This is a genomic window from Lutibaculum baratangense AMV1 (assembly GCF_000496075.1).
GTDB classification, from domain to species: domain Bacteria; phylum Pseudomonadota; class Alphaproteobacteria; order Rhizobiales; family Tepidamorphaceae; genus Lutibaculum; species Lutibaculum baratangense.
Window position 1 is genome coordinate 1 of sequence record NZ_AWXZ01000006.1, and the last position, 11538, is coordinate 11538.

At 68.9% G+C, this 11538-nt stretch carries 10 protein-coding genes and 1 tRNA gene; 10 read left to right on the plus strand and 1 reads right to left on the minus strand.

Annotation, left to right across the window (positions count from 1 at the left end; all coding sequences use genetic code 11):
• Positions 1 to 544: 544 nt before the first annotated feature.
• Positions 545 to 618 (minus strand) — tRNA-Gln (locus tag N177_RS00635).
• A 372-nt stretch (positions 619 to 990) separates the two neighbouring features.
• On the opposite strand from N177_RS00635, the gene N177_RS00640 reads away from it, so the two are divergent.
• The 10 genes from N177_RS00640 to N177_RS00685 all read left to right on the plus strand — a co-directional run.
• A complete protein-coding gene (locus N177_RS00640) occupies positions 991 to 1758 on the plus strand; it encodes an IclR family transcriptional regulator (protein ID WP_023430285.1) in 768 nt (255 codons plus the stop codon).
• Entirely contained in the window at positions 1755 to 2867 is a 1113-nt protein-coding gene (locus N177_RS00645) for an ABC transporter substrate-binding protein (RefSeq protein WP_023430286.1), read from the plus strand. The genes N177_RS00640 and N177_RS00645 overlap by 4 nt, the downstream gene beginning before the upstream one ends.
• A 64-nt stretch (positions 2868 to 2931) precedes the next feature.
• On the plus strand, positions 2932 to 4647 hold the full coding sequence (locus N177_RS00650; protein WP_023430287.1) for an ABC transporter permease: 1716 nt from the start codon (positions 2932 to 2934) through the stop codon (positions 4645 to 4647).
• Entirely contained in the window at positions 4640 to 5740 is a 1101-nt protein-coding gene (locus N177_RS00655; protein ID WP_023430288.1) for an ABC transporter ATP-binding protein, read from the plus strand. Before N177_RS00650 ends, N177_RS00655 begins: the two co-directional genes overlap by 8 nt.
• 34 nt (positions 5741 to 5774) lie before the next feature.
• Positions 5775 to 7004, plus strand: a complete 1230-nt coding sequence (locus tag N177_RS00660; protein ID WP_023430289.1) for a CaiB/BaiF CoA transferase family protein — start codon at positions 5775 to 5777, stop codon at positions 7002 to 7004.
• Positions 7001 to 7906 carry an HpcH/HpaI aldolase/citrate lyase family protein gene (locus N177_RS00665; RefSeq protein ID WP_023430290.1) on the plus strand — a complete coding sequence of 302 codons (906 nt, stop codon included), beginning with the start codon at positions 7001 to 7003 and terminating at the stop codon, positions 7904 to 7906. The genes N177_RS00660 and N177_RS00665 overlap by 4 nt, the downstream gene beginning before the upstream one ends.
• Before the next feature lie 29 nt (positions 7907 to 7935).
• On the plus strand, positions 7936 to 8928 hold the full coding sequence (locus tag N177_RS00670; protein WP_023430291.1) for a Bug family tripartite tricarboxylate transporter substrate binding protein: 993 nt from the start codon (positions 7936 to 7938) through the stop codon (positions 8926 to 8928).
• A 71-nt stretch (positions 8929 to 8999) separates the two neighbouring features.
• Positions 9000 to 9446: a hypothetical protein gene (locus tag N177_RS00675; protein WP_023430292.1), complete on the plus strand. Its 447-nt coding sequence runs from the start codon at positions 9000 to 9002 to the stop codon at positions 9444 to 9446.
• 9 nt (positions 9447 to 9455) lie between these two features.
• A complete protein-coding gene (locus N177_RS00680; RefSeq protein ID WP_023430293.1) occupies positions 9456 to 10958 on the plus strand; it encodes a tripartite tricarboxylate transporter permease in 1503 nt (500 codons plus the stop codon).
• On the plus strand, positions 10955 to 11538 hold a 584-nt coding region (locus N177_RS00685; protein WP_040484898.1), incomplete at its 3' end, for an HD domain-containing protein. The genes N177_RS00680 and N177_RS00685, both read left to right, overlap by 4 nt.

Genomic DNA, 11538 nt, shown 5'->3' on the forward strand with positions numbered 1-11538 from the left:
CCCCACCTCGCGTTCGGAATCCGTCAGACCGGTCCTTGATCGTCTTCTTGCTGGGAGCCCTCACGCGACCCTTCGCTGTGAACGAGTTCGTCGCGATATGCTCCGTGAGGAACCTTTCGCCGAGCTTGTGCACAGTCCACGCGCCATCGTGTCTGGCGGGGACTGATGTCCCCGTCGAGGTCGCCTCCTCATGACTCTGCCGGAGCGCCCTGGAATTGCCGTTGAAGCGAACGTACCAGCGGCGCGCTTCCCCTGCACCCGGATCGACACCCCGCGCTCGGCGGGATCGGTGAAGACGAGTGGCTGCCGAGGTCTGTCGGCCGTCCGCCGCGGCGAGAGCCTCCTTCAAGTGGCAGGTCCGATCCTGCCGGCGAGTGTGGGCATCGGGTGGCTCCGGTGCACGTGGATCTATATCCGCCGCATATCCACCTGCGGGGAAAGATTCCAGTCGCTCGCGGGTTGACCCCGCTGTGCGAGAGCGTCCGGGTGGCCGCGGCCGGACACGAAAAAAAGCCCGGAAGCCCGGGCTTTGGAATGAGGGAGATGGCTGGGGGACCTGGATTCGAACCAGGACTAGCGGAGTCAGAGTCCGCGGTTCTACCGTTAAACTATCCCCCATCAAAGCCTTTGACGATCAAGGCCCTGGTGGGCCGGAGCGAGACGAATGCGAGACGCTTCGGTGCGATCTCTCCGGCGCGAGGGGTGAGATAGCGCCTCGGGCGTTGGCTGTCCACCCCCCTAGGCCCAGCTAATGTCGCCAGGGGCCTCGCGGGGGCCGGCGAGCGGCCGCTGGCCGGCCGCTCGATCCCGCCGCGCCGGGCCGGAGGCCGGCGGTGCGGCTTCCGGGACCCTCTGCCTCCTCTCCAGCTGCCAGGTCCGGAAAAGTGATCCCTCGCGAGCCGACAGGCCGGTTTGACAGGGCCCCGGCTCCGCTCTACGCTGATTCAAAATACAGAACGCGTTCAATATATTGAACGAACGGGGAAGCGTATGGGCGGGCGGGGATCAGAACGCATCCTTGATCTGATCGAGTGGCTGGCAGAGCGCACCGCGCCCACCGGCCTGTCGGACGCCGCGCAGGCCCTCGAGATCCCGAAGAGCAGCGCGCTCCTGCTCCTGCGCACGCTGGTCGCCCGCGGCTATGTCGCCCGCGAAGGCAGCGGCTATCGCCTCGTCACGCTTCCCGGCGAGCATGCGCATGGCGGCGTTCTCGGCTGGGGCACTCTCCTGCGCCTCGCCGAGCCGTTCCTCGAGACCGCCGTCAGGGAGGCCGAGGAAAGCGGCTTCATCGCCGTCCTGACGCCCGAGCGGCGCGTCCACTACCTCACGAAGAAGCTGCCGCAGCGCGAGATCCGCTACGACCGCGACATCTCCCGCGACCGGATCGCCCATCACGTGGCGAGCGGCCTGGTGCTGCTCTGCGATCTGCCGGACGACGAGCTCGAGGCGCATCTGGCCGCCTGCGAGGAGAACGAGGCGGAGCGCGACGCGGCGCGGGAGAGGATCCTGCAGGCGCGGCGCGAGGGCTACGCGGTCAATCTCATCGGCCGCATCGAGGGTGCGGGCGGCGTCGCCGCGCCGATCATCGGCGGCGACGGGCGGATCGTCGCCGCCGTCAACATCTCGGGTCCGAAGGACCGGTTCAGCGAGCATCTCGACCGCAGCGTGTCGGCGGTCGTGGAAGCGGCGCGGCGTGCGAGCCAGGAGCTCGCCCGACGCCACGCCACCCAAAAAACGGCACTGGGAGGAACGTCATGACGAGACTGAGACAACTCGCGGCGGCCACGGCCATCGCGTCGGCTTCGTTCACGGGCGGCGTCGCGCTCGCGCAGGAGCTCGAATTCCCCGACTACTATCCCGAGACCTACACCGACATGGTCGAGGCCTCGCGCGGAGAGGGCGGGGTGGTCGTCTATTCGAACATGGCCGAGAACAACTGGGGCCCGGTCGTGGAGGGCTTCGAGGCGAAGTTCCCCTGGATCGACGTCCAGACGCTCGATCTCGGCTCGGGCAACGTGCACTCGCGCTGGGAGGCGGAAGCCGGCAGCAACTCCCGCTCGGCCGACCTCCTCGTCTCCGGCGCGAACGACCGCTGGGCCGACTACGGCATCAACGGCCGCATGATGGCCTATGACAGCCCCGAGTTCGACCACCTGCCGGACTTCGCCAAGCCCTACGAGGGCGTGTCGGTGCTGTCGACCGATCCGCTCGTCATCGTCTACAACGCCGCCATCCTCTCCGAGGACCAGCGGCCGACCGGCTTTTCCTCGCTCGTCGAGCTCGCCAAGGCCGATCCGTCGACCTTCGACGGCCGGCTGACGACTTACGATGCCGCGCGCAACGCCTTCGGGCTCGCCGCCTGGTACTACGTGCTGCAGGAGAAGGGCGAGGAAGGCTGGGAGCAGCTCTCCTCGATCGGCCCGATGATCCGCGGCGAGACCTCCGGCGGCGCGATGAACGAGAAGATCACGACCGGCGAGTACGTCGCCGGCTACAACATCTCGGGCATCACGATCTTCCCGCGCCTCGACCAGGCCGGCGGCGAGATCCTCGGCTTCGCGTTCCCCGACGACGGCACGCCGCTCATGATGCGCGGCATGGGCATCCCCGAGAACGTGGCCAACCCGAACTCGGCGAAGCTCTTCTTCGACTACCTCCTCAGCCAGGAGGGCCAGACGCTCCTCGGCAAGGGCGGCGTCGTGCCCTATCGCGACGACGTGCCAGCCGACGAGGTCCGTTACACCTACCAGGAGATCGTCGACGAGGTCGGCGAGGAGAGCATCATCCGCGTCGGCTTCGACGAGGGGCTGATCGACGACGCCGCGCCCTTCGCGCAGAAGTTCACCGAAGCCCTGTCCGGCAACTGATCTTCCCGGCGGGCGCCCCCGCGCGGGCGCCCGCACCGGATTTCCCTGGCGGAGGTTGCGCCTCGTGTCCCTGACAGCTGAACCGATCGGCAAGCCCGCGCTCGACCCCTCGCGATGGGTCATGTGGGGGGTCGCCATCCTGACGACGGTCCTCGTGATCGGCCCCATCGCGCCCATCGTCGCGCAGGCCTTCCTCGACCGCCCGCTCTACGACGACGAGGCCACCCTGACGCTCGCCAATTTCGTGCGCCTCGTCACGGAGCAGGGGATCGGCATCGTCGCGTTCAACACGATCGTCTTCGCCGTCATCACGACCGTCGTCGCGCAGCTCTTCGGCGCGGCCGCGGCGATCGTCATCGGCCGGACGAACGTGCCCGGGCGCAAATGGATGGGCGAGCTCCTCGTCTGGCCGCTCTTCGTGAGCCACCTCGTCATCGCGTTCGGCTGGTTCACGATGTACGGCCCCTCCGGCTACCTCACCCTGATGATGCGCAGCCTGACCGGCGTCACGCCCTGGAACCTCTACACGCTCACGGGGATGGGGATCGTGGCCGGCCTCAGCCAGGCGCCGCTCGCCTACCTGATGTGCCTCGGCGCCGTCACGAAGGCCGACGCCCAGCTCGAGGACGCCGCCCGCACGGTCGGCGCCGGCCCGTTCCGCGCGCTGTGGAGCGTGACGGTGCCGATGATGCGGCCGGCGATCATCTATTCCGGCGTCCTCAACTTCGTGGTCGGCATCGAGATGCTGTCGATCCCGCTCCTCTTCGGTGCGCCGGCCGGCATCCAGACGATCACGAGCTTCCTCTACGAGGAGGGCATCCAGGCCGCGGTGCGGCCCGATTACGGCATCGTCGGCGCGGCGGCCCTGATCCTGCTCCTGGTCGTGGCGGGCCTCGTCTGGCTGCAGGGCGCGCTGATGACCGGCAGCGGCCGCTTCATCACCGTGCGCGGCAAGGCGAGCCGGCCTTCCACGATCGATCTCGGGCCCTGGCGCTGGATCGCCTTCACGGGGCTCTTCGCCTATGTCTTCTTCACGATCGTCGTCGTGTTCGCCGGCATCTTCCTGCGCGCGAGCGTGACGTTCCTGACCCCGCTCGTGCCGTTCTGGAACCTCTTCACCGCCGACCATTTCTGGCTGATCCTCGACAATTCGAGCTATCTCCGCTCGATCACGAACTCGATCGTCGTTTCGCTGATCGGCGGCGTGGCGGGCACGGCGCTCGTCGTGATCATCACGCTGATCGCCAGGCGCTCGGAGTTCGTGTTCGGCCGCGCGCTCGAATATGTCGCCCTGTTCCCCCGCTCGCTGCCGGGGATCATCGCCGGCCTCGGCTTCTTCTACGCGGTGATCTGGGTGCCGGGGCTCGACGCGGTGCGCGGCACGATCTGGGTCCTGATCGTCGCCTTCATGGTCCGCTACATCCCGGTCGGCTTCGGCGCGATCGCCCCGGCGCTCGCCCAGATCGGCGACGAGCTCGACCGCGGCGCCCGCGTGTCGGGCGCGAACTGGTGGACGACCGTCACGCGGATCGTGCTGCCGCTCCTGAAGCCCGCGCTCTTCTCGTGCTTCGCGCTTCTATTCATCCACTTCTTCAAGGAATACGTGACGGCCGTGTTCCTCTACCAGCCGGGCTCCGAGATCATCGGAACGACGATGCTGCAGCTCTGGGCGCAGGGCGACAACGGACCCGTCTCCGCGCTCGCCACGATCCAGGTCGTCATCACCGCCATCTTCGTTTTCGTCGCCCGGCGCGCGCTTGGAGCCAAGATCTATGGCTGACCTCGTCCTCGAGAACCTCACCATCGCCTACGGCAACGTCACGGCCGTCCGCGACGTGTCGCTGACGATCCCGAAGGGGGAGTTCCTCACCCTTCTGGGACCCTCGGGCTGCGGCAAGTCGACGACGCTCTTCGCGATCGCCGGGCTGAACCACGCCACGTCGGGCCGCATCGCGCTCGGCGAAAGGGTGTTCTTCGACGATCGCACCGGCCGCTCGGAGCCGCCGGAGAGGCGCAATATCGGCCTCGTCTTCCAGAGCTACGCGCTGTGGCCGCACAAGACGGTGGCCGACAATCTGGCCTTCCCGCTGGAGCTCAGGAAGGTCGGGCGGGCCGAGCGGGACAGGGCGATTGCCGAGGCGCTCGACCTCGTCGAGATGGGCGCCTATGCCAGGCGCTACCCGTTCGAACTGTCGGGCGGGCAGCAGCAGCGCGTGGCACTCGCCAGGGCGCTCGTCTACCGGCCGAGCCTTCTCCTCCTCGACGAGCCGCTGTCGAACCTCGACGCCAAGCTCAGAGAGCGCGCCAGGGTCTGGCTGCGCGAGCTGCAGGAGCGTCTGAACGTGACGACGATCTACGTCACCCACGACCAGGCCGAGGCGCTCGCCGTGTCCGACCGCATCGCGGTCATGCACAACGGCACGATCAGGCAGCTCGGCACCCCGACCGAGATCTACGAGCAGCCGAGCGATGCCTTCGTGGCCGACTTCATCGGCTCCTCGAACTTCCTGGAAGGGACGGTGGTCGAACGGGGCGCGTCCGGCAGCCGGGTCAGGCTCGCGAACGGCGCGACGATCGCCACCTCCGCGGCGCCGGGCGGGCCGGGCGAGGTTCTCGTGGCGATCCGGCCGGAGCGCATCACCCTCGCCGACGGGCCGGGCGAGAACACGATCCCCGTGACCCTGGGAACCGGCTCCTATCTCGGCTCCGTCTACCAGTACGAGGTGTCGACGCCGGGCCTCAACTTCCGCATCCAGACCGACCGGCGGGTGCCGCAGGGCGACGTCTTCGCCCGCATTCCGCCGGAGGCGACGACGCTGTTCCTCAAGAGCGAGGCGCCCGTCCGGAACGAAGAGGCCGCGCCGGTCGTCTGAAGCTCGCGCACGGACATTCTCGCAGGAGATCAACTTGGACTGGACGAAACAGGACTTCGATCCCGGGGCCACGGGGCCCCTCTCGGGGCTTCGCGTCGTCGACCTGTCGCGCCTCGTGGCCGGCAACATGACGTCGCTGCAGCTCGCCGATGCGGGGGCCGACGTGATCAAGGTCGAACCGCTGCCCGAGGGCGACCCCCTGCGGGCCTGGCGCAACGCTGGGGTCTCGACCTTCTGGAAGGGCTATTGCCGCAACAAGCGCAGCCTCGCCCTCGACTTCCGGGCCGAGGGCGCAGCCGGCCTGTTGCAGCGACTGCTGGGCGATGCCGACGTCCTGATCGAGAATTTTCGCGCCGGCACGATGGAGAAGATGGGGCTCGACCCCGCCCGGCTCCTCGAGGCGCATCCGCGGCTCATCGTCCTGCGCGTGTCGGGCTTCGGGCAGACGGGTCCCTACGGGCAGAGGCCGGGCTTCGGCACGCTCGTCGAGGCGATGTCGGGCTTTGCCGCGCGCAACGGCGAGGAGGGCGGAGATCCCCTGCTGCCCCCGCTCGCTCTCGCCGACATGATCTCCGGCCTCTACGGCGCCTTCGGCATCATGACGGCGCTCCGCGCGCGGGAGGCGACCGGGCGCGGGCAGGTCATCGACCTGTCGCTCCTCGAGCCGATGGCCTCGGTGCTCGGACCGGAGCCGGCGGACTTCAAGCTGACCGGCAAGGTGAAGCCGCGCGTCGGAAACGGGTCGAACACGTCGAGCCCGCGCAACGTCTACCCGACCCGCGACGGCGAGTTCGTGGCGCTGTCGGCCTCGATGCAGCGCATGGCCGAGCGGGTCCTGAAGCTGATCGGGCGCGAGGACATGCTCTCGGACCCGCGCTTCTCGACGAACGCGGCGCGCGTGAAGCATCGCGACGAGGTCGACCGCGCCGTCGGCGGGTGGATCCTCGGCCGGGACCGCGCTGACGTGCTGGCGCAGTTCGAGAAGGCTGGCATCACCGCCGCGCCGATCCTCGACGCAGCCGACATCTCGGAGGATCCGCATTTCCACGAGCGCGGCATCTTCGTGGAGGTCCCCGACGACGAGATGGGCTCGATGCCGATGCACGCGCCGATCCCGCGCCTGTCGGAGACGCCCGGGACGCTGCGTTTTGCCGCGCCGAGGCTCGGGCAGCACACGCGCGCCGTGCTGGCGGAGACGGGAATGACGGACGACGACATCGCATCGGCCCTCGCGGCAGGGCTCGTCGCGGAGGCATCAACATGACCCAGCATCGCAACCTGCCGTCCTGGCGCTCGCTCCTCTACGTGCCGGCGAACAACGAGCGCTTCGTCGCCAAGGCCGGCGACCGGGGCGCCGACGCGGTCGTGCTCGACCTCGAGGACGGCGTGCCGCCGGACGAGAAGGCCGAGGCGCGGCGAATGTGCCGCGAGGCGATCGACCGCCTCGCCGCCGCGGCGCGCTGCGACGTGGTGGTGCGCGTCAACGCGCCGCTCCGTCTCGCCGTGCGCGACCTCGAGGCCGTGGTGCGGCCGGGGGTCAGGGCGATCTTCGTGCCGAAGGTCGAGACGGCGGGCGGCCTTAAGGCTATCGCCGAGATCGTCTCCGAGCTCGAGGCGGAAGCCGGCATGGAGGTTGGCGCGACGGGCCTCGTGCCGATGCTCGAGACGCCGGGCTCGCTGTTCGAGGCGCGCGCGATCGCCGGCGCGAGCCCGCGCAACGTGGCGATGGTTCTCGGCAGCGAGGACCTCGCGACCGAGGCCGGATTCGAGCCCTCCGCCGAGACGCTGCTCCACCCGAAGCTCCAGGTCGCCTTCGCCGCGAAGGCTGAAGGCCTGCTCGCGCTCGGCCTGCTCGACAGCGTGGCGGCGATCTCGGAGCCCGAGAAGACGCGTGAGGTCGCGCGCCGCTCCGCCCGCTTCGGCTTCGACGGCGCGACCTGCGTCCACCCGGGCATCGTCCCCGTTCTCAACGAGGCCTTCTCCCCGAGCGAGGAGCAGCTCGACCTCGCGCGCCGGACCGTCGAGGCGATGGAGGCGGCCTGGGCCGAAGGCCGGGGGGCCGCCCGGCTCGACGGCCGCATGATCGACATGCCGATGCTGACGCGTGCCCGCGCCCTCCTTCGCAAGGCCGGGCGACCTCCGGGTCGCTCCGACGCGCCCACCTGAACTGACCTGAAGAAGAAAAGGAAACGACCATGAGGACATTCACCAGACGCGTCGTGCTCGGCGTGGCGATGGCCGGAGCCGCGGCATTCGCGGCGCTGCCGCAGGCCGTTGCCCAGGACGCCTGGCCGGACGGCCCCGTCACGATCGTCGTGCCGTTCGCGGCCGGTGGCAGCGCCGACCGCGTGGCCCGCAACATCGCCCCGTTCCTCGAGGAGGAACTCGGCACCTCGGTGGTCGTCGAGAACCGCGCGGGCGCGGCCGGCCAGATCGGCACCATGCAGGTCCTGGCACGGCCGGCCGACGGCAACACGATCCTGCTCCACGCCCAGCCCTATCTCAGCGCCTCGATCGTGCTGCAGGGCGCGCAGTTCGGCATCGACGATTTCGAGGTGCTGAACGTGCACAATGTCGGCAACATCTCCGTCACCGTCAGGAGCGACGCGCCTTACGAGACGTTCGACGATCTGCACCAGGCGATCATGGAGAATCCCGGCTCGATGAGCATGGGCACCGTGCGCGGCGGCGCCTCGCATCTCCTGGCGCTGCTCCTGAAGGACAAGCTCGGCTGGGAGAACCGGCTCGTGACCTACGATTCCGGCGCGCCGGTGCGCACCGCGATCCTCGGCGGGCAGATCGACGCGTCGACGAACGGCGCCGTCTCCGACGCCGCGATGAAGCCCAAGGTCCGCTCGCTCGCCGTCTCGACCTCGACCGGCATCTCCGCCTTCTCCGACGCGCCCTATCTGAACGACGCCCTCGAGCAATACGGTGCCGAGGTGCCCGAGATCGGCGACGTCCGCTTCCTCGCCGTCAAGGCCGGCACGAAGGAGGCCTATCCTGAGCGCTTCCAGGCGCTTCTCGACGCCTACGAGGCGGTGATGGAGAACGAGGAGTATCAGGCGCTGCTTCAGACGCAGGGCGCGGCCGAGGAGACGAGCTTCCGCGGGCCGGAGGAAGGCACCGAGATCGTCCGCAACATGCACGAGCTGATGACCGAATACCAAAGCGCCTTCCAGCAGTAAGGCAAGGCTCCGGCGTGCGGGGCCTCGAGCCTCCGCGCGCCGTCCTCCCTCGCACCCTCGTGGAGCCTCATATGCAGAGCGCACGCAGCCGCCGCTCGCCCGGAGCCTTCCTCGTTCCGGCGATGATGGCGGCCTTCGGTCTCGTCTACGCCTATGCCAACCGCAACGTGCCGGGCTCGGAGATGCGGCTCGTGACACCCGCGAGCATCGTTCTGCTTCTCGCCTGCGCCGCGCTCATGGTCCGCACCTGGACGAGCGGAGCCGAGCGGCGCGAGCCCTTCACCCTGGCGCGGCTGCGGCGCCCGACGGGCCTCGCGGCGCTCTTCCTGATCCTGCTCTTCGGCGCCGATTATGACTTCCCGCTGGCCGGCATGGCGTTCCTGGCGGCCGCGATGCTCTGGCTCGGCGTGCGCCGGCCGCTCGTGATCGTGCCGGTGGCCGTCGTCTCGCCGGTGCTTCTCCATCTCGCCTTCTCGTCGCTCGGGGTGCCGCTCGTCTCCTTCTGGCTGAAGCTCTAGGCCGCGCCGATGGACACGCTCCTCAACGCGGTGACGCCGCTCCTCGATTTCGGCGTCCTGTTCTACATGGTCGCGGGGCTCGCCTTCGGCGTGATCTGCGGCGCGATCCCCGGCCTCAATGCCGGGATCGGCATCGCCCTGATGCTGCCGGTGACCTACGGGCTCGACGTGCTCACCTCGCTCGTCTTCCTGACGTCGATCTACACGGGCGGCGTGTTCGGCGGGGCGATCACCGCGATCCTGATCAATGCTCCCGGCTCGCCGTCCTCGGTGGCGACGACCTTCGACGGGCACCCGATGGCGCTGAAAGGACAGGCGAACGAGGCGCTCGGCATCTCGCTCGCCTCCTCCGCGCTCGGCGGCCTGCTCGGCATGGTGTTCCTCGTCGTCATCATCCAGCCGCTCGCCTCCTTCGCCCTGCAATTCGGCCCGGCCGAGACGTTCCTCCTCGTCGTGTTCGCACTCACGAGCATCGCCTCGCTGTCGGAGGAGAGCTTCGTGAAGGGCCTCGCGGCAGGCCTCTTCGGCCTTCTCCTGGGAACGATCGGGCTGACCGCGTCGGGCTCGTTCCGCTTCACCTTCGGCTCGATCCACCTGATCGACGGCATCCCGATCGTGCCCGCCCTGATCGGCTTCCTCGCCCTGTCGGAGCTCTTCCTGAGGCTCGAGACGGGGGATGCGAAGCTGCCCGAGGCCGGCCGGCTCGATTTCCGGCGGATCCTCAACGGCATGCTGCTCGTGCCGCGGCGGGCGATCGCGCTCGTGCGCTCCTCGGTGATCGGGATCTTCATCGGCGCCATCCCAGGCGTCGGCGCGACGGTCGGCAGCCTGATCTCCTACGAGGTCGGCAAGCGCTCCTCGCGGCGGGGGCGCCATTTCGGCGAGGGGGAGCCGGACGGCATCGTCACCGCCGAGGCCGCCAACAACGCCTCCGAAGGCGGTGCCATGGCGACGATGCTGGCGCTCGGCATTCCAGGCGGCGCGGCGACGGCGATCCTGATCGGCGCGCTGACGCTGCAGGGAATCGTGCCGGGGCCGCGCCTCATCTTCGAGCACCAGGACGTCGTCTTCGGCCTGCTCGCCGCCGAGATGCTCGAGCAGATCCTGCTGATCGGCGTCGGATTCGTGGTCGCGGCGCTCTTCCTGCGGGTGATCTACACGCCTTTTTCCATCCTCGTGCCGGTCATCGTCGTGATGTGCTTCATCGGCGCCTTCGCCGTGCGCAACGCCGCGTTCGACGCGGGGCTCCTCGTGGCCTTCGGGGTGATCGGCTGGATCATGAAGCGCGAGGGCTACCCCGTCATCGCCGTCGTGATCGGCCTTATGCTCGGCGGGACGGCGGACGCGGAGCTCATCCGCACCTTCCAGCTCTACGGCGACCTCTCGATCCTCTACGAAAGCCCGATCTGCCTCGCGCTGATCATCCTGACGATCGCCAGCCTCTCTTTGCCCGTGATCACGCGGATCAGGCGGGCGCGGGGCAACCGACATTCCACGGAGACACGACCATGACGAACGAAGAGCGGAAGAGGGAGCGGCTGGGAGAGCTGATGCCCGCCGCCGCACGGATCGCCGACGAGACGCTGCGCGGGAAGGTGATCGACGTGTGGCTCGAGGCGTGGGAGCGGTCGGGCTGGGACGACGTGGCCGACTGCCCGTCGAACCCGAAGCTGCCGGGCCTGCCGATCATCCGGCAGGCGAACTGCGTCGCCGAGATGGCCGTCGCCGTGGCGGGGCTGATCGAGGCCTCCTATGACGAGCTCTCCTTCGACCGCGACCGGCTGATCGCCGGGGGGCTCCTGCTCGACGCGAGCAAGATCGTCGAGATGGAGCCGACGGGAGAGGCGGGCGCGGCGCGCTTCTCGGCCCTGACGAAGGTCATGCCGCACGCGACCTACGCGGCGCACATGGCGCTGAACCACGGCCTGGCCGACGAGATCGTGAACATCATCCTGTCGCACACGAAGCTGACGAACACGACGCCGATGACGCCGGAGGCCGTCGTGCTCCACTATGTCGACTACATGCTGGCCGACTGCATGCGCATGAAGCGTGGCGCAGGTCTGTTGATGCGCGGCGACATCTCGTACGG

What these genes read in the sequence shown, in the direction of transcription:
- N177_RS00640 (WP_023430285.1), top strand. Translation starts at nt 991, where the DNA reads ATGGGCGGGCGGGGATCAGAACGCATCCTTGATCTGATCGAGTGGCTG.
- N177_RS00665 (WP_023430290.1), top strand. Translation starts at nt 7,001, where the DNA reads ATGACCCAGCATCGCAACCTGCCGTCCTGGCGCTCGCTCCTCTACGTG.
- N177_RS00655 (WP_023430288.1), top strand. Translation starts at nt 4,640, where the DNA reads ATGGCTGACCTCGTCCTCGAGAACCTCACCATCGCCTACGGCAACGTC.
- N177_RS00670 (WP_023430291.1), top strand. Translation starts at nt 7,936, where the DNA reads ATGAGGACATTCACCAGACGCGTCGTGCTCGGCGTGGCGATGGCCGGA.
- N177_RS00675 (WP_023430292.1), top strand. Translation starts at nt 9,000, where the DNA reads ATGCAGAGCGCACGCAGCCGCCGCTCGCCCGGAGCCTTCCTCGTTCCG.
- N177_RS00680 (WP_023430293.1), top strand. Translation starts at nt 9,456, where the DNA reads ATGGACACGCTCCTCAACGCGGTGACGCCGCTCCTCGATTTCGGCGTC.
- N177_RS00645 (WP_023430286.1), top strand. Translation starts at nt 1,755, where the DNA reads ATGACGAGACTGAGACAACTCGCGGCGGCCACGGCCATCGCGTCGGCT.